Annotated in this window: 17 protein-coding genes; 11 read left to right on the top strand and 6 right to left on the bottom strand. The window is 62.2% G+C overall.

Going from position 1 to position 21,512, the window contains the following annotated elements:
* The first annotated feature begins 4 nt into the window (after window positions 1-4).
* The 4 genes from B2J77_RS04845 (at window position 5) to B2J77_RS04830 (ending at window position 6,274) form a co-directional block, all read left to right on the top strand.
* Window positions 5-1,624, top strand: a complete 1,620-nt coding sequence (locus B2J77_RS04845; protein ID WP_078478091.1) for an FMN-binding glutamate synthase family protein — start codon at window positions 5-7, stop codon at window positions 1,622-1,624.
* 125 nt (window positions 1,625-1,749) lie between these two features.
* Window positions 1,750-4,899, top strand: coding sequence for a transglycosylase domain-containing protein (locus tag B2J77_RS04840; protein ID WP_078478090.1), 3,150 nt, complete (start codon window positions 1,750-1,752; stop codon window positions 4,897-4,899).
* A gap of 84 nt (window positions 4,900-4,983) precedes the next feature.
* Window positions 4,984-5,520 carry a PadR family transcriptional regulator gene (locus tag B2J77_RS04835; protein WP_078478089.1) on the top strand — a complete coding sequence of 179 codons (537 nt, stop codon included), beginning with the start codon at window positions 4,984-4,986 and terminating at the stop codon, window positions 5,518-5,520.
* Window positions 5,513-6,274, top strand: coding sequence for a siderophore-interacting protein (locus B2J77_RS04830; protein ID WP_078478088.1), 762 nt, complete (start codon window positions 5,513-5,515; stop codon window positions 6,272-6,274). The genes B2J77_RS04835 and B2J77_RS04830 overlap by 8 nt, the downstream gene beginning before the upstream one ends.
* An 89-nt stretch (window positions 6,275-6,363) precedes the next feature.
* Here B2J77_RS04830 and B2J77_RS04825 read toward each other — a convergent pair whose 3' ends face one another.
* Both B2J77_RS04825 and B2J77_RS04820 read right to left on the bottom strand, forming a co-directional pair.
* A complete protein-coding gene (locus B2J77_RS04825) occupies window positions 6,364-6,987 on the bottom strand; it encodes a Pr6Pr family membrane protein (protein WP_058605196.1) in 624 nt (207 codons plus the stop codon).
* 1 nt (window position 6,988) lies between these two features.
* Window positions 6,989-7,210, bottom strand: a complete 222-nt coding sequence (locus B2J77_RS04820) for a VF530 family DNA-binding protein (RefSeq protein ID WP_027915371.1) — start codon at window positions 7,208-7,210, stop codon at window positions 6,989-6,991.
* Window positions 7,211-7,370: 160 nt separating this feature from the next.
* Between B2J77_RS04820 and B2J77_RS04815 the strand changes: the two genes are divergently transcribed.
* The 7 genes from B2J77_RS04815 to cmoB all read left to right on the top strand — a co-directional run bounded on the left by B2J77_RS04815 (window position 7,371) and on the right by cmoB (window position 18,315).
* On the top strand, window positions 7,371-9,410 hold the full coding sequence (locus B2J77_RS04815) for a TonB-dependent receptor (protein ID WP_078478087.1): 2,040 nt from the start codon (window positions 7,371-7,373) through the stop codon (window positions 9,408-9,410).
* Between the two features lie 239 nt (window positions 9,411-9,649).
* Complete coding sequence (locus B2J77_RS04810; protein ID WP_078478086.1) at window positions 9,650-10,984, top strand: carbohydrate porin; 1,335 nt, start codon at window positions 9,650-9,652, stop codon at window positions 10,982-10,984.
* Window positions 10,985-11,011: 27 nt separating this feature from the next.
* On the top strand, window positions 11,012-13,423 hold the full coding sequence (locus tag B2J77_RS04805; RefSeq protein WP_058639309.1) for a glucose/quinate/shikimate family membrane-bound PQQ-dependent dehydrogenase: 2,412 nt from the start codon (window positions 11,012-11,014) through the stop codon (window positions 13,421-13,423).
* 134 nt (window positions 13,424-13,557) lie between these two features.
* Complete coding sequence (lon, locus tag B2J77_RS04800) at window positions 13,558-15,978, top strand: endopeptidase La (protein WP_058605200.1); 2,421 nt, start codon at window positions 13,558-13,560, stop codon at window positions 15,976-15,978.
* Between the two features lie 110 nt (window positions 15,979-16,088).
* Window positions 16,089-16,481: a protease inhibitor I42 family protein gene (locus tag B2J77_RS04795; RefSeq protein ID WP_058639310.1), complete on the top strand. Its 393-nt coding sequence runs from the start codon at window positions 16,089-16,091 to the stop codon at window positions 16,479-16,481.
* A 137-nt stretch (window positions 16,482-16,618) separates the two neighbouring features.
* A complete protein-coding gene (gene cmoA, locus B2J77_RS04790; RefSeq protein WP_078478085.1) occupies window positions 16,619-17,362 on the top strand; it encodes a carboxy-S-adenosyl-L-methionine synthase CmoA in 744 nt (247 codons plus the stop codon).
* A complete protein-coding gene (gene cmoB / locus B2J77_RS04785; RefSeq protein WP_078478084.1) occupies window positions 17,359-18,315 on the top strand; it encodes a tRNA 5-methoxyuridine(34)/uridine 5-oxyacetic acid(34) synthase CmoB in 957 nt (318 codons plus the stop codon). Before cmoA ends, cmoB begins: the two co-directional genes overlap by 4 nt.
* Window positions 18,316-18,323: 8 nt before the next feature.
* Here cmoB and pdxJ read toward each other — a convergent pair whose 3' ends face one another.
* The 4 genes from pdxJ to rnc all read right to left on the bottom strand — a co-directional run bounded on the left by pdxJ (window position 18,324) and on the right by rnc (window position 21,454).
* Complete coding sequence (gene pdxJ / locus B2J77_RS04780) at window positions 18,324-19,046, bottom strand: pyridoxine 5'-phosphate synthase (protein ID WP_230377170.1); 723 nt, start codon at window positions 19,044-19,046, stop codon at window positions 18,324-18,326.
* A gap of 60 nt (window positions 19,047-19,106) precedes the next feature.
* Window positions 19,107-19,790, bottom strand: a complete 684-nt coding sequence (recO, locus tag B2J77_RS04775; protein ID WP_058639314.1) for a DNA repair protein RecO — start codon at window positions 19,788-19,790, stop codon at window positions 19,107-19,109.
* Window positions 19,791-19,869: 79 nt separating this feature from the next.
* Window positions 19,870-20,772 (bottom strand): GTPase Era, encoded by a 903-nt coding sequence (gene era / locus B2J77_RS04770; protein ID WP_058605208.1) that lies wholly within the window; start codon window positions 20,770-20,772, stop codon window positions 19,870-19,872.
* A complete protein-coding gene (rnc, locus tag B2J77_RS04765; RefSeq protein WP_078478083.1) occupies window positions 20,765-21,454 on the bottom strand; it encodes a ribonuclease III in 690 nt (229 codons plus the stop codon). Before rnc ends, era begins: the two co-directional genes overlap by 8 nt.
* Window positions 21,455-21,512: the final 58 nt, after the last annotated feature.

The raw sequence follows: 21,512 nt of genomic DNA, 5'->3' as shown, positions 1-21,512 counted from the left end.
CTGTATGAGCCTGTCACTTCTCAGCCGTTATGCGGTGTTCGCCGTCTGCATCGTGTTTACCCTGGCCACCCTGCCATTGATTCATCACCACTGGCTTTGGCCGTTCACCCTGACAACAGGCTTGCTCAGCCTGATAGGCCTGTTCGACCTGTTGCAAAAACGCCACGCCGTGCGTCGCAACTACCCGATCCTGGGCAATATTCGCTACCTGGTGGAAACCATTCGCCCGGAAATCCGCCAGTATCTGCTCGAAGCAGACAGCGACGCCCTGCCCTTCTCCCGTGCCCAGCGCTCGCTGGTCTATTCCCGGGCCAAGAACCAGGTCTCGGACAAGCCGTTCGGCACCCTGATCGACGTCTACGCGTCGGGCTTCGAGTTCATCGGTCACTCCATGCGCCCGGCGCCTCTGGCTGACCCGGCGAGCTTTCGCATCACCATCGGCGGCCCGCAGTGCAGCCAGCCGTACTCAGCCTCGATCTTCAACATCTCCGCCATGAGTTTTGGCTCGCTCAGCGCCAACGCCATTCGCGCGTTGAACCAAGGCGCGAAGCTGGGCAACTTTCACCACGACACCGGTGAGGGCAGCATCAGCCCCTACCATCGCGAGCACGGCGGCGACCTGGTATGGGAACTGGGCAGCGGGTATTTCGGGTGCCGTACCTCGGACGGTCGTTTCGATCCGCAGGCATTTGCCGCGCAGGCGCGCAGCCCGCAGGTGCGCATGATCGAGGTCAAGATGAGCCAGGGCGCAAAGCCTGGGCATGGCGGCATTCTGCCCAAGCACAAGGTCACCCAGGAAATTGCCGACACCCGCGGCGTGCCGCTGGGCGAAGACTGCGTCTCGCCGTCGCGGCACAGCGCGTTTTCAACACCCATCGAAATGATGCAGTTCATCGCCCAACTGCGTGAGCTGTCGGGCGGCAAACCGGTGGGGTTCAAGCTCTGCCTGGGTCACCCGTGGGAATTCATGGGCATTGCCAAAGCCATGCTGGAAACCGGCATCCTGCCCGACTTCATCGTGATCGATGGCAAGGAAGGCGGCACCGGGGCCGCCCCCGTGGAGTTCACCGACCATATCGGTGTGCCGCTGCGCGAAGGCCTGTTGTTCGTGCACAACACCTTGGTGGGCTTGAACCTTCGCGACAAGATCAAGCTCGGTGCCAGCGGCAAGATCGTCAGCGCCTTCGACATTGCCAGCGTCCTGGCCATCGGTGCGGACTGGGCCAATGCTGCGCGGGGGTTCATGTTCGCCATCGGCTGCATCCAGTCCCAGAGTTGCCACACCAACAAGTGCCCCACCGGCGTGGCCACGCAGGATCCGCTGCGCCAGCGTGCCCTGGTGGTGCCGGACAAAGCCGAACGGGTGCTCAACTTCCATCGCAACACCCTGCGTGCCTTGGCCGAAATGCTGGCTGCTGCCGGGCTGGAACACCCGTCGCAGCTCGAAGCCAAGCACTTGGTACGCCGCATTTCAGCCACCGAGATCAAGCTGTTCTCGCAAATGCATGTGTTCCTAAAGCCCGGCGAGCTACTGACCGGCGAGGTCGATGGGCAATTCTATTCGCGTATGTGGCAACTGGCCCGGGCGGACAGCTTCGAGCCCAACAGCGAGGTAGCCGCCTGAATGCTTGAGCGCGGCCAAGCCGCGCACCCGCTTTATTGCGCAGTTTCCACAAAATTTTCACATACCCGGCGCAACGTCTAAGCTCCAGGCAAGCAAGATGAAAATACCTGGTTGGATAGACGATTATGGGCGCACTGTGGCAAACGGAACCAAACACCAAGCAAGCCCCCGCACAAACGCCTGCCGAGACGCCAGAACCCAAGTCCCCTCGTCAGCGCCGGCTATGGTGGCGCCTGATCATCCTGATTCTGCTGGTGGCAGCTGGCACGGTCGGCTTCGCGGCCTATGAAGAATTCCGCACCTCCGAGCTGCAATCGCGCGAGTTCAGCAAGCTGGCAAGCACCTTGACTTACTCGCTGCAGCCCGGCCCCAGCGATTCGATCGTGTACCCAGGCGAAGGGCCGTTCGACAAGCGCCTGGGCTACAGCTCGCTCGGCGAGTTCCTGCCCCGCCTGCTCAAGCGCGATTACCTGATCAGCCAACAAGTGCGGTTCTCGCCGGCGCTGGTCAACTACGTCGATCATGGGCTGTTCGCGCCCTACATCGAAAAGGTCCAGGCAGGCCTGGCGATCACCGATTGCCGGGGCGACATGCTGTACCAGTATCAGTATCCCCAATACCTGTACCCGGACTTCGCCTCGATTCCCTCGGTGGTGGTCAACAGCTTGCTGTTCATCGAGAACCGCGACCTGCTCGATACCCGTGATCCGCGCAACAACCCGGCGGTGGACTGGCCCCGTTTCGCCAAGGCGGCCTACAGCCAGATCGCGCGCTACCTGGCCCTGCCTGGCCAATCTGCCGGTGGCAGTACCCTGGCTACCCAGCTGGAGAAGTATCGCCATTCACCTGACGGGTTGACCGTGTCGGGCGCCGAGAAGATCAGGCAGATGATTTCTGCCAGCGTGCGCGCCTACCAGGGCGGGCCGGACACCACCGAGGCGCGCCAGCGCATCGTGCGTGACTACCTCAACAGCGTGCCGCTGTCCGCCGTGCCGGGTCATGGAGAGGTGCACGGTATGGCCGAAGGCCTGCGCGTGTGGTACGGGGCAGACTTCGAGCAAGTCAACAAAGCGCTCAATGACACCGCCACGGACGCACAGAGCTTGGCGGCCCGTGGCCTTGCGCTGCGTCAGGTGCTGTCGTTGATGATCGCCCAGCGCCGGCCCTCGCACTACCTCTCCAAAGGGCGCCTCGAACTCGCCGAGCTGACCGACGCCCATGTCCGGGTGCTGGCCGCGAACCAGATCATCCCTCAGGCGCTGGCCGATGCCGCATTGGCCAGCAAGGCTGTCTACCGTGACTGGGTCGCGCAGCCGACCATCGTGCCGATCGTCACCAACAAGGGCATCAGCCTGGCCCGCAACCGTCTTTCGGCCATGCTCAACCGCCCGCTGTACGACCTCGATCGCCTGGACCTTTCTGCCACCAGCACCTTGCAGGCTGACTTGCAGCTGCAAGTCAGCGAGTACCTCAAGCATCTGGCCGACCCGGCCTTTGCCGCGCAGATCGGCCTGATCGGCGAACGTCTGCTGACCGCCAAAACCACCGACCAGGTCAGCTACAGTTTCACCCTGTTCGAACGCACGGCCGATGGCTCACGCGTGCGGGTACAGACGGACAGCACTGACCAACCCTTCGACATCAACGAAGGCAGCAAGCTGGAACTGGGGTCCACCGCCAAGCTTCGGGTGCTGACCACTTACCTGGAAATCGTCGCCGAGCTGCATGACAAGTACGCCGGCAAGCCTGTGGCCGAGTTGAAGAACGTCGAGGTCGCCGACCTGGATGTCATCAGCCGCTGGTCACTGGGCTGGCTGATGCAAAACAGCAAAAACCAGAGCCTGGATGCCATGCTCGATGCCGCCCTTGAGCGCAAGTACTCGGCCAGTACCGGAGAATCGTTCTTCACCGGGGGCGGTATGCACGTGTTCAACAACTTCCGCAAGGAAGACAACGGCCGCAACCCTACCCTCAAGGACGCCCTGCGCGAATCGATCAACCTGCCGTTCATCCGCCTGATGCGCGACGTGGTGCGCTACGTCACCTATCAGCAGCCACTGAACGCGGTGCCGCTGCTCAAGGATGATGCTGACCCGCGCCGACAGGAGTACCTGGCAAAGTTCGCCGACAAGGAAGGGACCAGCTACCTGATGCGTTTCTGGCGCAAGTACCAGCGCAAGACCTCGCAGCAACGCCTGGACACCTTCCTCGACAGTATGCGCGTGACCCCCCAACGTCTGGCGGCCGTGCACCGCTACCTGTTCCCCGAGGCCGGCCAGGCCACGTTCAATGCCTTCGTACGGGCCCATAGCAAAGACAGCAAGCTCGCACAAAGCAAACTGACCGACGATCGACTGGTACAGATGTACGATGCCTACGGCCCGGGGCGGTACAACCTACCTGACCAGGGCTTCATCGCCAAGGTTCACCCGCTGGACCTGTGGCTGCTGGGTTATTTGCTCAAGCATCCGGCATCGACCTTGAGCGAAATGATCAACGCCAGTCGCTTCGAGCGCCAGGAGGTCTACAGCTGGCTGTTCAAGAGCCGCCACCAGGGCGCACGGGACAGCCGCATCCGGACCATGGTGGAAATCGAGGCGTTTCTCGACATTCACCAGCGCTGGAAGCGGGTCGGCTATCCCTTCGATCACCTGGTCCCGTCGCTGGCGACCGCTATTGGCAGCTCCGGTGACCGGCCTGCCGCGCTTTCCGAACTGGTGGGCATCATCCAGAACGACGGAGTACGGCTGCCGACACTGCGCATCGATACCCTGCACTTTGCAGCGGATACGCCCTACGAAACCAAACTGATCAGCGACCCGGACCGTGGTGTGCGGATACTGCCGGTCGAAGTGGCGCGAGCCCTCAAGGGCGCCATGTCGCAAGTGGTGGACGCGGGTACCGCGCGGCGCATCTCCGGCAGCTTCATGCTCAAGGACGGCACGCCTCTGGTCATGGGCGGCAAGACCGGAACGGGCGACAACCGCATCGAAAGCTTTGGCGCCGGGGGCCGCCTGATAGGGTCACGGTCGCTGAACCGCACCGCGACGTTCGTGTTCTTCCTAGGCGACAACCACTTCGGCACCTTGACCGCCTTCGTGCCTGGGCGCTCGGCGGAGGCCTTCAAGTTCACGTCTGCGTTACCGGTGCAGGTGCTCAAGGGCATGGCGCCGATCCTCATGCCGTACTTGCAGCCTGGCAACCCTAACGAATGCATCCCCCCACAGCGGTCAAACGCCGTCGCTGGTTCACCTGAGGATGTATCGAACGGGTAGATAAGAATCATCAGCATTTGTGGCTTGCCGAAGATACATCTTGAGTACTATCTTGAGATATATCTTAAACAGGCACTTTCCAGCATGCGCGATTCTGAGTACTTCGAACGCAAACCCGGCCGCGGCGAACGCGGCCCTCGGGTGTTCGCCCCGGGCGATCTGAAACTACTGCTGCTCTCACTGTTGGGCGAACAGCCAGGACACGGTTACGACCTGATCAGGCAAATCGAAAAGCGCTTCGAAGGCAGCTATACGCCAAGCCCAGGTGTGATCTATCCCACGCTCAACTTTCTGGAGGAGGCCGAACTCATCCAGGGCCAACCTCAAGGCAGCAAGCGGCTGTACACCATTACCGACACGGGTCGCAGCGCCTTGACCGAGCAGGCCGTGGCACTGGACGGGTTACGCGTGCGTATCGAAGTCAGCAAGCATGCCCTGCGGGGCCACGACCGCCCTGCTGAGATTCACGAGGCCGTGGGCAATCTGCGCCACGCCTTGCACATGCACCATGGCCGCTGGACACCCGAGGAAATCGAGCGAGTCCGCGACCTGCTCAACGTAACCGCCAAGGCCATTGCTGGCGGCCCCCATGCCCCTGACCAGGAGAGCGTCGATGAGTGAAGCCATTCACCGCGTCAACCACGAGATTCGCCAGCGCCGCCTGAACGTGCTGCGCGTGACCGACCTGACCCCGCGAATGCGGCGCGTGACATTGGGCGGCGCTGAGCTGCAGGGCTTCATCAGCCTAGGCACGGATGACCATATCAAGCTGCTGTTTGCCGAGACTGCCGAGCAGCAGCAAGCCATTGATGCCCGGGCACTGGGTCGGGAAGGTGGCGAGCGGCCCATCATGCGCGAATACACCCCCCGGCGCATCGACTTGCAGGCCAACGAACTGGACATCGACTTCGTGCTGCACGGCGATGGCCCTGCTTCGACCTGGGCGGCGCAAGCGGCACCGGGGCAAACCCTGGATATCGCCGGGCCGCGCGCCTCGATGGTGGTCCCGGACATTTTCGATGCCTACCTGCTGATCGGCGATGAAACCGCCTTGCCCGCCATCGGCCGCCGTCTTGAAGCCCTGCCTGCGGGGCGACGGGTGGTGGCCGTCATCCAGGTTCACGATGAGCAGGAGCGTCAGCCCTTGCCGAGCCAGGCGCAGGTGGACGTGATCTGGTCGGTACGGGGGCGGGACGACCTGGTGGCCACGGTCGAGGCTTTGCCATTACCCGAAGGGGCCTTGTACGCCTGGGTGGCGCTGGAAAAGAGCCTGACGCGTGAGGTCAAGACGCTGCTGATCAGCAAAGGCGTAGCTCAAGACGCCCTCAAAGCCGCCGCCTACTGGCGCGCGGAAGGTTCAGCGAGCGATGACTGAAAGGGGCCGGTCCGGCGCCTCGGCAATGTTCGTTGCGAAGCTCAAACCCCAGGGCAGCCTGAGAAGCTTGAATGACGGCATGCCCTTGCTCACCCCGCCCGCCACCTGTCCAGAATGAGCAGCACCCCGGCGATTGCCCAAAACCCTGCCAGCACACCCAGCGCATTGATCATCACCTGGCCGTACCCCAAGGTGGCGACGTCGATGAAAGGATAGGCGTAGACGCCAATCTCACTGCCGCGCCACAACGCATAGGCGAAATAGACGGCAGGATAGAACGCCCATAACCCAAGGTGGTGCAGCCGTAACCGCCCCTTGGGCACCTCGAACCACCAATACAAGACGTAAAGCGCTGGCATGACGTCATGCAACAGCTCGTCTGCCAACCATTGCCAACCCTCCGGCTGCCACAGATGGCGCAACAACAGGCTATACGCCAACGCCACCAGCACGATGCTCGCCGCCACTGCCGAGCTGACCACAGGAGACAGGAAAAAGCGCTTGCTCGCCCCTTCCCGGCCAAATGCGGCGTAGCTCAGGACAGTGGCCACCAGCGTATTGGTCAGCACCGTGAAGTAGCCGAACACGTTGATCAGCCCACCTATCAGGCTCGCCTGCTCCTGCCATCGCCCCCACAACACCAAGTACACCTGCACGCTCAGGCCCAGCCAGCCCAGCATGGCCAGGGTGCTCAACCACGGGTGACGCCGCATGTCAGGCCTGGCGCTGCAGCTTGATGTACAGCTGCTCGACCTTCTCGCGGGCCCATGGGGTCTTGCGCAGAAAGGTAAGGCTCGACTTGACCGTCGGGTTGCTCTTGAAGCAGCGCACATCGATGCGCTCGGCCAGCCCCTGCCATTGATAGTGGGCGACCAGCTCGGTGAGGATCTGCTCGAGGGTCTTACCGTGCAACGCGTTGTGTTGGGCAGTGCTCATGCCAAGGCTCCGGTACAAAGATGCGCACCTTACACCAGTGCAGGCATCGTCGCGCACCCTGCGCTGGACAAATAAGGCTGGCGGCGTGGGACACGGCTGTGCTGAAATAGAGATGTTATATTGTAACAATTAACATCTCTGCCAAGGATCGCTACAGCTCATGGTGCACTCACCGCTTCGCCTGTCTCCGCTTGCACTCGCACTTTGCATGGTCACCTCCTACAGTCAGGGGGTTGAACTTTCGCCCCAAGTCATCACTGCCAACCCGCTAGGCAGCGCCCAGTTGGCCAGCCCCAGCACGGTGCTGGAAGGCACCGACCTGCTGCAACAACAGCACAGCAGCCTGGGGGAAACCCTGAACCGACAGCCAGGTGTGGCCTCCACTTGGTTCGGGCCAGGGGCCAGCCGCCCGATCATCCGAGGCCTGGACGGGGATCGCATTCGCCTGCTGCGCAATGGCGTAGGCGCGCTGGATGCCTCGTCGTTGTCCTACGACCACGCCGTGCCCCTTGACCCCGTCACCGTCGAACGCATCGAGATCGTCCGGGGCCCCGCTGCCCTGCTGTATGGTGGCAATGCCATTGGTGGCGTGGTGAACACGTTCGACAACCGCATTCCTGATACCCCTATCGACGGCATCCAGGGAGCCGGCGAGTTGCGCTACGGTGGCGCCGACACCACACGCAGCAGTGCCGGCAAGCTGGAGGCCGGCAACGGCGCCTTCGCTTTGCACGTGGATGCCAATGCCCGTCAGTACAATGACTTGCGCATCCCAGGCTTTGCTCGCAGCGCTCAGGTACGCGATGCCGACACCCCAGGCAGCAAGCATCGCCTGGAAAACAGCGACGGTCGCCAGGACGGCGGCGCGCTGGGCGGTGCCTATCACTGGGACCACGGTTATGCTGGCCTGTCCTACAGCCGTTATGACAGTAACTACGGTTCGGTGGCCGAGCCCGGCGTTCGGCTGGACATGGAGCAGGACCACTATGCTTTCGCCTCGCAGTTTCGCGACCTGGACGGCCCGTTCAGCTCGGTGAAGCTCGATGCCGGGTATACCGATTACCAGCACCGTGAAATCGAAGAAGGCGAAGTCCACACCACGTTCAAGAACAAGGGCTACGAGGCCCGTGTCGAGGCCCGCCACCAACCCCTGGGTCCCGTCGAAGGCGTGCTGGGCGCGCAAGTCAGCCGCAACGAATTCTCAGCCCTGGGCGAAGAAGCGTTCGTGCCGCATACCGATACCGACACCTTTGCACTGTTCTTGCTGGAGCAATGGCACGCCACTGATCGGTTGGACTTGAGCCTCGGGGCTCGGATGGAACACACCCGCGTCGACCCGGACGGCAAGGGTAACGCGCAGTTTGCAGAAGCCGACAGCGCCAGTAGCTTCAATGCCTTTAGCCTGTCGTCGGGCGCCGTGTATCAACTTGACTCGATCTGGTCGCTCGCCGCCAACCTGGGCTACACCGAGCGGGCGCCCACCTTTTATGAGCTCTATGCCAACGGCGCGCATGTGGCCACCGGTGCCTATGAAGTGGGCGATGCCAGCCTGAGCAAGGAAAAAGCGTTCTCGGGGGACTTGGCACTGCGCTTTGACAACGGCACGCACAAAGGCAGCGTGGGCGTTTTCTACAGCCATTTTCGCAACTATATCGGCCTGATCGGCACCGGCAACCTGCGCGAAGGTCACGATCATGAGCATGAAGGCGAAGACCATGATCATGACCATGACGGCATTCCCGAATACCAGTACCAAGGTGTTCGAGCCCGCTTCTACGGCATCGAAGCGCAAGACCGGTGGCAGTTGGCGCAGAACCGCTATGGCAGCTTTGCGCTTGAGCTGTCGGGTGACTATACCCGTGCCAAGAACCTCGATTCCGGCGAGCCCCTGCCACGAATCGCACCGTTGCGCTTGAACAGCGGGCTGGTGTGGGAGCTTGACCGCTGGCAGGCGCGGGTGGACGTTGAGCACGCCGCCGCTCAACACCGCAAGCCGGCCAATGAAACCCGCACCGATGGCTATACCACCCTGGGCGCCAGCGTGGGGTATCGCTTCGACGTGGGCCACAGCCAGTGGCTGGCATTCGTGCGTGGCGAGAACCTGACGGATCAGACGGTGCGTTATGCCAGCTCGATCCTGCGCGATATCGCACCTGCGCCGGGACGAAGCGTGGAAGTCGGCCTGCGCACCACCTTCTGAGGTAGCCCGCTCGCCATGATGGGACGCATGGGGCGTCATCCGCCCCATTCAGCCGCACTGTTACTCAAGGGGTAACAATGCACTGCGACATTTTGTCTTTTTTTCCCGCGCTTTACCCTATATCCTCCCCGCCGCAAGCTGAATCGCTTCACCCAACCCCCTTTTTCGTCAACCCATTGCCAGGGCTGCCTGTCGATGCGCTTGCCGTTTTTCCAACAACCAGAAGATAGCGCTACCTCATGCTTCAACTGCCAAAATCCTGCTACCTCGGCCTCGCCCTGGCGACCCTGGCCAACGCAGCCCATGCCAACGAGCCATTTGCCAGTGACTCTCCCTGGATGTTTGGTGACTGGGCCGGGCACCGTACCGCCTTGCTTGACCAGGGTTACGACTTCACCTTGGGCTACACAGGCGAAATGGGTAGCAACCTGCGCGGTGGCTACGGCCACGACCGCACTGCCCGCTACAGTGATCAGTTCACCTTCGGCAGCCACATGGACCTGGAAAAGATCTTCGGCTGGCACGACGCCGAATTCCAGCTCACGGTCACCGAGCGCCACGGCCAGAACATCAGCAACGACCGCATCAATGACCCCCGCGTGGGTGGCTTCACCTCGGCGCAGGAGGTATGGGGCCGCGGCCAGACTTGGCGCCTGACGCAGCTATGGGTCAAGCAGAACTATTTCGACGGCGCGCTGGACGTCAAGTTTGGCCGCTTTGGCGAAGGCGAAGACTTCAATAGCTTCCCCTGCGACTTCCAGAACCTGGCCTTCTGTGGCTCTCAGGTGGGCAACTGGGTAGGCGGCATCTGGTACAACTGGCCCGTCAGCCAGTGGGCCTTGCGCGTGCGTTACAACCTCAGCGACAGCCTCTTCGCCCAGGTTGGCGTATTCGAGCAGAACCCGTCCAACCTGGATTCGGGCAACGGCTTCAAACTCAGCGGCAGTGGCACCCAGGGCGCCGTCATGCCAATCGAACTGGTGTGGAGCCCGCGCATCAAAGGCATGAAGGGGGAATATCGCGCCGGGTACTACTACAGTAATGCCAAGGCAAGCGATGTACTCAAGGATAACGACGGGCAGGCGGCAGCGATCAGCGGTGCCGCCTACCGCAGCAGCTCAAGCAAGCACGGCGTGTGGCTGGGCGCCCAGCAGCAGGTGACTGCGCTGGCATCGGACGGCTGGCGTGGTTTGAGCGTATTCGCCAACGCCACGATGCATGACAAGAAAACCAATGCCATCGACAACTATGTGCAGGCTGGACTGGTATTCAAAGGGCCGTTCGACAGGCGGGCCAAGGACGACATCGGCCTTGCAATCGCCCGTGTGCATGTCAACCCGGCCTATCGCAAGAATGCTCGGCTGGCCAACAAGGCCGCTGGGCTTTACGACTATGACAACCCAGGCTTCTTACCCGTACAGGACACCGAATACAGCGCTGAGCTGTATTACGGCATCCATCTTGCCGACTGGCTCACGGTGCGACCTAACCTGCAATACATCCGCCACCCCGGAGGCGTGTCGCAGGTCGACAACGCCCTGGTCGGCGGCTTGAAGATTCAAAGCACTTTCTAAAAACACATACCAAACGGAGAACATGCGATGAGCACTGAAGGTGCCAAAACGGGAAGCCGCTGGCTCCCCCGCCTGATCGGCGTCCTGCTGTTGTTGATGGGGCTGGCACTGCTGGCCGGCGGCATCAAGTTGAGTCAGGTGGGCGGGTCGCTGTATTACCTGATCGCCGGCATCGGCTTTGCCGTGTCTGGCGCCCTGCTGCTGGCCCAGCGCCGTATCGGCCTGGGTGTCTACGCCGTCGTATTGTTGGGCAGTACGGTCTGGGCACTGCTCGAAGTGGGCCTGGACTGGTGGCAACTGGTGCCGCGTCTGGCCCTCTGGTTCGCCATCGGCGTGGTGCTGTTGCTGCCCTGGTCGCGCCGCCCGTTGATCGGGCCAGCCAGCAAAGCCAACACGGCGCTGCTCACCGTTGCCGTGGTGGCTTCGGGTGCCTGCGCCGTCGCCAGTCAGTTCACCCACCCCGGTGAGGTGTATGGCGAACTGGGTCGCGACACCAGCGAAATGGCCAGCACCGCCCCGGCCATGCCCGACGGCGAGTGGCATGCCTACGGCCGCACCGAGCACGGCGACCGTTACTCACCGCTGCGCCAGATCACCGCGCAAAACGCCCATCGCCTTGAAGAGGCCTGGCGTATCCGCACCGGCGATTTGCCCAGTGACAACGACCCGGTGGAACTGACCAACGAAAACACGCCGCTCAAGGCCAACGGCATGCTCTATGCCTGCACCGCGCACAGCCGCGTGCTGGCCTTGGATCCGGATACCGGTGCTGAAATCTGGCGCTACGACCCGCAGATCAAAAGCCCGGTAGGCACCTTCAAGGGTTTCGCCCACATGACTTGCCGTGGCGTTTCGTACTATGACGAAAACCGCTACGTAAGCCTTGACGGTAGCCCTGCGCCTACTATCAGCGAGGCTGGCAAGGCCGTGGCTCAGGCCTGCCCGCGCCGTCTTTATCTGCCAACTGCCGACGCACGCCTGATCGCCATCAATGCCGACAACGGCAAGGTCTGCGAAGGCTTTGCCAACCAGGGCAGCGTCGACCTGACCACCGGTCTTGGGCCATTCACGCCAGGTGGCTACTACTCCACGTCGCCTGTGGCCATCACTCGCGATCTGGTGATCATTGGCGGTCACGTGACCGACAACGAATCGACCAGCGAGCCGTCCGGCGTGATCCGCGCCTACGACGTACACGACGGCCGCCTGGTGTGGAACTGGGACAGCAACAACCCCGACGACACCGCACCACTGGCACCGGGCAAGATGTACAGCCGCAACTCGGCCAACATGTGGTCGATTGCCAGCGTCGACGAAGACCTGGGCATGATCTACCTGCCACTGGGCAACCAGACGCCGGACCAATGGGGTGCTGACCGTACGCCAGGCGCCGAGAAATACAGCGCCGGCGTGGTCGCACTGGACCTGGCGACCGGCAAGGCACGCTGGAACTACCAGTTCACCCACCATGACCTGTGGGACATGGACGTGGGCAGCCAGCCTACCCTGGTATCGCTGAAGACCGACGATGGCGTCAAGCCAGCGGTCATCGTGCCGACCAAGCAGGGCAGCCTGTACGTGCTGGACCGTCGTGACGGTACGCCGATCGTGCCGATCCGTGAAATCCCGACGCCACAAGGCGCGGTCAAGGGCGATCACACCTCGCCAACTCAGGCCCGTTCGGACCTCAATCTGCTCGGCCCTGAGCTGACCGAACAGGCCATGTGGGGCGCCACGCCGTTCGACCAGATGCTGTGCCGCATCCAGTTCCGCGAACTGCGCTACGAAGGCCAGTACACCCCGCCGTCCGAGCAGGGCTCGCTGATCTACCCAGGCAACGTAGGTGTGTTCAACTGGGGCAGTGTCTCGGTCGACCCGGTGCGCCAACTGCTGTTCACATCGCCCAACTACATGGCGTTCGTCTCCAAGATGATCCCCCGTGAGCAGGTTGCTGACGGTAGCAAGCGTGAGAGCGAGACCAGCGGCGTGCAACCGAACACCGGCGCACCTTATGCCGTGACCATGCACCCGTTCATGTCGCCGCTGGGCGTGCCGTGCCAGGCGCCTGCCTGGGGCTATGTAGCCGCCATCGACCTGTTCACCAACAAGGTGGTCTGGAAGCACAAGAACGGCACCACCCGCGACAGCACGCCGGTGCCGATCGGCCTGCCGGTTGGCGTACCCAGCATGGGCGGCTCGATCGTCACCGCCGGCGGCGTAGGCTTCCTGAGCGGTACGCTGGACCAGTACCTGCGCGCCTATGACGTCAACAACGGCAAGGAATTGTGGAAAGCCCGCCTGCCAGCAGGCGGCCAGGCCACTCCAATGACCTACACCGGCAAGGACGGCAAGCAGTACGTGCTGATCGTGGCCGGCGGTCACGGCTCGCTGGGCACCAAGATGGGCGACTACATCATCGCCTACAAACTCGCCGAGTAACCGGCACGGTGTCACAAAAAGCGGAGCCTGACGGGCTCCGCTTTTTCATGCGCGCGCGCCACTGCCCGGCAGCGGCTTGAAACCCTTCCTGCCTTGCCCCATCTAAGCACCATAGTCATTCACGCAGGTGCCCCATGAGCGACCAGCAGGATTACCCTGAACACGCCGACGATTCCAACGAAGTCGAACACACCAGTAGCCAGCCGATAACCGGCCATGCCTTGGCCCTGCCTGGACAGCAACTGCCGGACAAGGTCTATGTGATCCCCATTCACAACCGCCCATTCTTCCCGGCACAGGTGCTACCGGTCATCGTCAACGAGGAGCCGTGGGCCGAGACGCTGGACTTGGTGGCCAAGTCTCCCGACCACTGCCTGGCGCTGTTCTTCATGGACACGCCGCCTGAAGACCACCGCCATTTCGACACCAAGGCCCTCCCGGAGTACGGCACCCTGGTCAAGGTGCACCATGCCAGCCGGGAAAACGGCAAGTTGCAGTTCGTGGCCCAGGGCTTGACGCGGGTACGTATTCGGACCTGGCTCAAGCACCATCGTCCGCCCTACCTGGTTGAAGTCGATTACCCGCGCCAACCGGCCGACCCCACCGACGAGGTCAAAGCCTATGGCATGGCCCTGATCAACGCGATCAAGGAGCTGCTGCCCCTCAACCCGCTGTACAGCGAAGAGTTGAAGAACTACCTCAACCGGTTCAGTCCCAACGACCCCTCCCCGCTGACCGACTTCGCCGCCGCACTGACCTCGGCGACCGGCAGCCAGCTTCAGGAGGTGCTCGACTGCGTGCCCATGCTCAAGCGCATGGAAAAAGTGCTGCCCATGCTGCGCAAGGAAGTCGAAGTCGCTCGCCTGCAAAATGAAATTTCCGCCGAGGTGAACCGGCAGATCGGCGAGCATCAGCGCGAGTTCTTCCTCAAGGAACAACTGAAGGTCATCCAGCAGGAACTGGGGTTGACCAAGGATGATCGCAGCGCGGATCTGGAGCAGTTCGAGCAGCGGCTCGAAGGCAAGACCCTGCCGGATCAGGCACGCAAGCGCATCGATGAAGAGATGGGCAAGCTGGCGATCCTGGAAACAGGTTCGCCCGAATACGCCGTGACCCGGAACTACCTGGATTGGGCGACAGCCCTGCCCTGGGGTATCTACGGCGATGACAAGCTCGACCTCAAGCACGCTCGCAAGCTGCTCGACCAGCATCATGCGGGACTGGACGATATCAAGGAACGGATCCTCGAGTTTCTGGCCGTTGGGGCATGGAAAGGCGAGATCAGTGGCTCCATTGTGCTGCTGGTAGGCCCGCCAGGCGTGGGCAAGACCAGCGTAGGCAAGTCCATCGCCGAATCGTTGGGCCGCCCATTCTATCGCTTCAGCGTGGGCGGCATGCGCGACGAAGCCGAGATCAAGGGGCATCGCCGCACCTACATCGGGGCCCAGCCCGGCAAGCTGGTACAAGCCCTGAAGGATGTGGAGGTGATGAACCCGGTCATCATGCTCGATGAAATCGACAAGATGGGACAAAGCTACCAGGGCGACCCTGCCTCGGCGCTATTGGAAACCCTGGACCCCGAGCAGAACGTCGACTTCCTCGATCATTACCTGGACCTGCGCCTGGACCTGTCCAAAGTGCTGTTCGTATGCACCGCCAACACCCTGGACTCCATCCCCGGCCCGCTGCTTGACCGCATGGAGGTCATTCGCCTGTCCGGGTACATCACCGAAGAAAAATTGGCGATCGCCAAACGCCACCTCTGGCCCAAGCAACTGGCCAAGGCGGGCGTGGCCAAAAGCAGCCTGAGCATCACCGACAGCGCCTTGCGCCTGGTGATCGAAGGCTATGCCCGTGAAGCCGGCGTGCGACAGCTGGAAAAACAGTTGGGCAAACTCGTGCGCAAGGCCGTGGTGAAGCTGCTTGAAGACCCTACCGCTAAGCTCAAGATCGGACCAAAGGACCTTGAAGGTGCATTGGGCATGCCGGTGTTCCGCAGCGAGCAGGTGCTGGCGGGCAAGGGTGTGATCACAGGCCTTGCCTGGACGAGCATGGGCGGTGCGACCCTGCCGATCGAAGCGACGCGCATTCATACGCTAAACCGCGGTTTCAAACTCACCGGCAAGCTCGGCGACGTCATGAAGGAATCGGCTGAAATCGCGTACAGCTATGTCAGCTCCAACCTCAAGCAGTTTGGCGGCGACCCGGCGTTCTTCAACGAAGCGTTCATTCACCTGCATGTACCGGAGGGCGCCACGCCGAAGGACGGTCCGAGCGCCGGCATCACCATGGCCAGCGCGTTGCTGTCCTTGGCAAGGGATCAGGCACCGAAGAAAGGCGTGGCCATGACCGGCGAGCTGACCTTGACTGGGCAGGTGCTCCCTATCGGTGGGGTGCGCGAAAAGGTCATCGCGGCCCGTCGGCAGAAGATCCACGAGCTGATCCTGCCCGAACCCAATCGCGGCGATTTCGAGGAGCTGCCCGAATACCTGCGTGAAGGGTTGACGGTGCATTTCGCCAAGCGCTTTGCAGATGTCGCGAAAGTGCTTTTCTAAAGCCCAGGAACAGGGGCTGTGCCACAGCCCCTGGTTCACTCGTAACTTGGTATGACTGCCGTGGCGCTTAATCGGTTATCCTCGGGCGTTCGACAACCCGTGGAGCCCCTATGTCCACCTCACGCCTTCTTGCCCCATTGGGGCTGACCCTGCTAACCGCCTGCGCCCAACATGGGTTCGAGCCTGTCACTCTGGATGCCGACAGTGAGTGCCCGGTCTACCTTGAAAAAGGGCAAGTGTTGAACTTGACCCTACCCAGCAACCCTTCCACTGGCTACCGCTGGCGCGTGGAAGCCGCAGCCACGCCTGTGCTCGTCAGTCTCGGGCCTGAGGTCTACAGCGCGCCTGATCAGGAGGATGTGGTCGGCAACGAAGGCCTCTCGACGTGGCGCTATCAGGCCGATCAACCCGGCAAGGCGGCATTGAAGCTGGTCTACCAGCAGCCCTGGGCTACGCAGGTGGCGCCTGTGCAAACCTTCGATTGCACTGTCGTCGTGCGCTAACGCTCGGCGCTGACGTACGTGGGCGTGCCTGCTCTTACATACGCATGGTTCAGGCCAATCGGCGCCAAGCTGGCATGGCAAGATCAACCGCCATTCGATAAAATGCGCGCCCCGTTTTACCCAGCCCCGAGCCCGCCGTGACCACAGATCCCGATCGTCTTTTCGCCCAACCGTTGGCGCAGGTCCCCGACTTCGTTTTCAACGAGGATGTGGTGCGCGTGTTCCCGGACATGATCAAGCGCTCCGTGCCGGGCTACCCGACCATTGTCGAAAATGTGGGCGTACTGGCCGCGCGCTTCGCCAAGCCCGGTACGGCGCTGTATGACCTGGGCGCCTCGCTCGGTGCGGTAACGCAGGCCTTGCGCCGGCACGTGCGCGGGGAAGGTTGCCGAGTCATCGCCGTGGACAATTCCGCCGCCATGGTCGAGCGCTGCCGGGAATACCTCGCGGCCCAGGATTCGATGTTCCAGGAGTTGTTGCCTGTCGAGGTGCTGGAAGCGGACATCCTCAACCTGGCGTTCGAACCGGCCTCGGTGGTAGCGATGAACTTCACCCTGCAGTTCATCGCACCCCCTCAGCGCCTGGCGCTATTGACGCGCATCCGCCAGTCACTGCTACCCGGCGGTGCCCTGATTCTTTCGGAAAAGCTGTGCTTTGCCGACACCACCACGCAGGCACTGCTCAATGACCTGCACCTGGACTTCAAGCGTGCCAACGGCTACAGCGAACTGGAAATTGCCCAGAAACGCAGCGCCATCGATAACGTGATGAAGCCCGACACCCTGGAAACCCACCGCCAGCGCTTGCTCGATGCAGGGTTCTCGACGGTGGTGCCCTGGTTCCAATGCCTTAACTTTGCCTCGTTGATAGCCCTACCATGATCGACCTTTCTCCTCTGGCGCGCCGCCTGGCGGGCACCCCCCTGGCTGCATGGTCGCAAGGCCTGCAGGCGCAGCTCGATACCAAGCTGGAAAAAGGTCATGGCGACCTGGACCGCTGGCGCGGTGCACTGGACGCGCTTCCGGCGCTGCAACCGAGCGAAATCGACCTGGTAAATGGATTACGCCTGGACTGCGACTGCGATGACGCCAGCCGTGTGCAGATGCGCCAGGCATTGATGGGGCTGTCGCCCTGGCGCAAGGGCCCCTTCGATCTGTTTGGCGTGCACGTCGATACCGAATGGCGCTCGGACTGGAAGTGGTCGCGCGTCGCACCGCACCTGGACCTCAAGGGCAAGCGGGTACTGGATGTTGGCTGCGGTAATGGCTATTACCAGTGGCGCATGCTAGGCGCCGGCGCCGACATGGTCATCGGGATCGACCCGAACTGGTTGTTCTTCTGTCAGTTCCAGGCGGTGCAACGGTACTTGCCGGACCTGCCCGCCTGGCACCTCCCCTTCGCCCTGGAAGACCTGCCTGCCAGCCTCGAAGGCTTCGACACGGTGTTTTCGATGGGGGTGTTTTATCACCGTCGCTCGCCTATCGAGCACCTGCTGGCGCTCAAGGACTGCCTGGTAAAGGGCGGCGAGCTGGTGTTGGAAACATTGGTGATCGAAGGCGACACACAACAGGTGCTGGTGCCCGAGGACCGTTACGCGCAGATGCGCAACGTGTGGTTCCTGCCCTCGGTCCCAGCCCTGGAGCGCTGGCTGCGCCGGGCTGGGTTCAGTGATGTGCGCTGCGTGGATGTCAGTGTCACGAGTCTGGAAGAACAGCGCAGCACCGAATGGATGCGCTACCAGTCGCTCAGTGATTTCCTCGACCCCAGCGATTCAGGCAAAACCATCGAGGGCTTGCCTGCCCCGCGTCGCGCCACGCTGGTGGCGCGCAAGTAACCACTGGCTCAACGCGAGGCCGCGAGGATCAACGTCTTCATTTCTGAAACGGCGGCCTTGAAGCCCACGAACAATGCGTGGGCGACCAGTGCGTGGCCGATGTTCAGTTCGTTGATGCCCTTGATGGCCGCCACGGCCTCGACGTTATGGTAGTGCAGACCGTGACCGGCATTGACGATCAGGCCCTGCCCGATGCCAAACGCAACGCCATCGACAATGCGCTTGAGCTCCTCGGCCACTTCGGTAGGTGATTGCGCGTCGGCATAACGGCCGGTGTGCAGCTCGATGGCCGGCGCGCCCACCCGGTGCGAGGCCTCGATCTGGCGTTCGTCAGCATCGATGAACAGCGACACTTCTGCGCCGATGCGCGACAGGCGTTCGACGGCCGCCTTGATCCGCGCTTCCTGGCCTGCCACATCCAACCCACCTTCTGTGGTGAGTTCCTGACGGGTTTCAGGTACCAGGCAGATGTGTGCAGGACGGATCTTTTCGGCAAAGGCCATCATCTCTTCGGTGACGCCCATTTCGAAGTTCATGCGCGTCTGCAATACATCCTTGAGCAGCAGCACGTCGCGCTCCTGGATGTGGCGGCGATCCTCGCGCAGGTGCACGGTGATGCCGTCGGCACCCGCCTCTTCAGCATCCAGCGCCGCCTTGACAGGGTCTGGATAGCGCGTACCCCGGGCCTGGCGCAGGGTGGCCACATGGTCGATGTTCACGCCGAGAAGCATGCGGTTGCTGTGAGTCACGAAAGGCTCTCCTTGGATTGAGCCCTACAGCATACGTCGTGATCAGCGCTTGCGAAACAATTCGCGGCTGACCAGCGGCTTGCCACCCAGATGAACGGCCAAGGCCTGGCGCATCAAGCGCTTGGCCGCCAGCAAAGCACCTGGCGTTTCCCAGTCCGCCTCGGCCAGGGCCAGCAACTCGGTGCCACCGAACAGCCCAGGCTGGGACAGTTCGACCCGCTCCAGCCCAGCGTCCACGCGCAGGCGGTACAGCCCCTCGGCGGCAATGGGCTGATCAACGACATCCCTGTGCAGCGAGAAGGCGTAACCCAGCTCATCGAGCAGCCGCCATTCAAAAGCCCGCAACAGCGGCTCAAGCGGGCGGCCGGCGAGTAGGGCTTGCAAGGTTTGCGCGTAATGATCGAACAATCCAGGCGAAGGTGCCTCTGCCGGTAGCAGGCGCATGAGCAACTCATTGAGGTACAAACCGCTGAAGACAGCGTCCCCATGCAGCCAGGGTGCCATGCCGACCGTTTCCAGCCTGCCAACGTTCTTCAGCTCCCCTCGCCCGCGCAGCTCAAGCTCCAGTGGCACGAAGGGGCGCACCAGGCTGCCACCCTTGCCACGCGCACGGCGCAACACAGCACGCACGCGCCCCTGGGGTGTAAAGAAGTCCACCAGCGCGCTGGTTTCCTTATAGGCACGGCTGTGCAGCACGTAGGCTGGCTGACCGACAGGTTGTTCCATGAAATTCACCAGCCCGCATGAGGCAGACGCTGGCGAGAACGCACCGACCGGGGCGTACTCGCATCAGGCCGCGTGAGCCTTAGAGGTCGCCGTAACCCAGCGAGCGCAGGGCGCGCTCGTCATCGGACCAGCCGCCTTTGACCTTGACCCAGAGGTTGAGCATCACCTTGGCGTCGAACAGCACTTCCATGTCCTTGCGCGCGTCGGAACCGATGCGCTTGATGCGCTCACCCTTGTCGCCGATGATGATTTTCTTCTGCCCGTCGCGTTCGACCAGGATCAGTGCATGGATATGCAACACATGCCCCTGCTGCTTGAACTCCTCGATCTCGACCGTGATCTGGTAAGGCAGCTCGGCGCCCAGTTGGCGCATGATCTTTTCGCGCACCAGCTCGGCAGCCAGAAAGCGGCTGCTGCGATCGGTGATCTGATCTTCCGGGAAGAAATGCTCGTTTTCCGGCAGGTGCTTGGCAATCAGCGCTTCGAGCGACTCGAGGTTGTGGCCCTGCTGTGCGGAAATGGGCACGATCTCGGCATTGGGCAGCTGGCCTTGCAGCCACTGAAGGTGCGGAATGAGCTCGGCCTTTTCATCCATGCGGTCAGTCTTGTTCACCGCCAGGATCACCGGGCCGGTCACATACTGGACGCGCTCGAGCACCAACTGGTCCTCATCCGTCCAGCGGGTGCGGTCCACCACGAAGATCACCACGTCGACGTCCTTCAAGGCCGCCGAGGCGTTGCGATTCATGTAGCGGTTCAGGGCCTTGTCGTTGGCTTTGTGCATGCCGGGGGTATCGACGTAGATGGCCTGCACCTGGCCTTCGGTCTTGATGCCAAGCATGTTGTGGCGCGTGGTCTGTGGCTTGCGCGAGGTGATGGCCAGCTTCTGACCGAGGATGTGGTTCAACAGGGTCGACTTGCCGACGTTGGGGCGACCGACAATGGCGACGTAGCCGCAACGGGTAGTGGTGTTCTCAGTCATTGCCATTCTCCACGCCCAGGGCGATCAATGCGGACGCAGCGGCTACCTGCTCGGCGATACGCCGGCTGACACCCTGGCCACGACTCTTGTTATTCAGCAGCGCCACTTCGCATTCGACGAAGAACGTACGGCAGTGAGGTTCGCCCTGGATATCCACCACTTCGTAACGCGGCAGCTCGCAACTGCGCGATTGCAGGAACTCCTGCAGGCGCGTTTTAGGATCTTTGTTGGTATCGACCAAGGTCAGCCCTTCGAACTCGTTGGCCAGCCAGGCAAGCACGCGCTCGCGGGCCGTGTCCATGTCGGCGTCCAGGTAGATGGCCCCGATCAAGGCCTCCAGCGCATCGGCCAGAATGGACTCGCGGCGAAAGCCCCCGCTCTTGAGCTCGCCGGAACCCAGGCGCAGGTATTCGCCCAGGTCGAACCCGCGGGCCAGACGGGCCAGGGTCTCGCCCTTGACCAGGCGGGCGCGCAGCCGTGACAGCTGCCCTTCACGGGCCTGAGGGAAGCGCTCGAACAGCGCCTCGCCGGCGACGAAGTTGAGAATGGCGTCACCGAGGAATTCCAGACGCTCGTTATTGCGTCCGGCATAGCTTCGGTGGGTCAACGCCAGGAGCATCTGGTCCTGGTCCTTGAAGGTGTAACCGAGCTTTCGCTCCAGGCGGGTAAGGGAAGCAGTCATGCGGCCACCCGATCGTTGTTAAACGCGTTGTTCAAATCAGCATCCTGAAAGACGGTTT

Origin of the sequence: Pseudomonas parafulva (assembly GCF_002021815.1) — a bacterium.
Classification (GTDB): Bacteria; Pseudomonadota; Gammaproteobacteria; order Pseudomonadales; family Pseudomonadaceae; genus Aquipseudomonas; species Aquipseudomonas parafulva_B.
Note: the sequence above shows the minus strand (reverse complement) of the source record. Positions and strands in the feature narration are given on the sequence as shown.

Bases quoted from the DNA above. Each gene is read 5' to 3' on its own strand.
- B2J77_RS04845 (WP_078478091.1), top strand. From the start codon at position 5: ATGAGCCTGTCACTTCTCAGCCGTTATGCGGTGTTCGCCGTCTGCATC.
- B2J77_RS04840 (WP_078478090.1), top strand. From the start codon at position 1,750: ATGGGCGCACTGTGGCAAACGGAACCAAACACCAAGCAAGCCCCCGCA.
- B2J77_RS04835 (WP_078478089.1), top strand. From the start codon at position 4,984: ATGCGCGATTCTGAGTACTTCGAACGCAAACCCGGCCGCGGCGAACGC.
- B2J77_RS04830 (WP_078478088.1), top strand. From the start codon at position 5,513: ATGAGTGAAGCCATTCACCGCGTCAACCACGAGATTCGCCAGCGCCGC.
- B2J77_RS04825 (WP_058605196.1), bottom strand. From the start codon at position 6,987: ATGCGGCGTCACCCGTGGTTGAGCACCCTGGCCATGCTGGGCTGGCTG.
- B2J77_RS04820 (WP_027915371.1), bottom strand. From the start codon at position 7,210: ATGAGCACTGCCCAACACAACGCGTTGCACGGTAAGACCCTCGAGCAG.
- B2J77_RS04815 (WP_078478087.1), top strand. From the start codon at position 7,371: ATGGTGCACTCACCGCTTCGCCTGTCTCCGCTTGCACTCGCACTTTGC.
- B2J77_RS04810 (WP_078478086.1), top strand. From the start codon at position 9,650: ATGCTTCAACTGCCAAAATCCTGCTACCTCGGCCTCGCCCTGGCGACC.
- B2J77_RS04805 (WP_058639309.1), top strand. From the start codon at position 11,012: ATGAGCACTGAAGGTGCCAAAACGGGAAGCCGCTGGCTCCCCCGCCTG.
- lon (WP_058605200.1), top strand. From the start codon at position 13,558: ATGAGCGACCAGCAGGATTACCCTGAACACGCCGACGATTCCAACGAA.
- B2J77_RS04795 (WP_058639310.1), top strand. From the start codon at position 16,089: ATGTCCACCTCACGCCTTCTTGCCCCATTGGGGCTGACCCTGCTAACC.
- cmoB (WP_078478084.1), top strand. From the start codon at position 17,359: ATGATCGACCTTTCTCCTCTGGCGCGCCGCCTGGCGGGCACCCCCCTG.
- pdxJ (WP_230377170.1), bottom strand. From the start codon at position 19,046: ATGCTTCTCGGCGTGAACATCGACCATGTGGCCACCCTGCGCCAGGCC.
- recO (WP_058639314.1), bottom strand. From the start codon at position 19,790: ATGGAACAACCTGTCGGTCAGCCAGCCTACGTGCTGCACAGCCGTGCC.
- era (WP_058605208.1), bottom strand. From the start codon at position 20,772: ATGACTGAGAACACCACTACCCGTTGCGGCTACGTCGCCATTGTCGGT.
- rnc (WP_078478083.1), bottom strand. From the start codon at position 21,454: ATGACTGCTTCCCTTACCCGCCTGGAGCGAAAGCTCGGTTACACCTTC.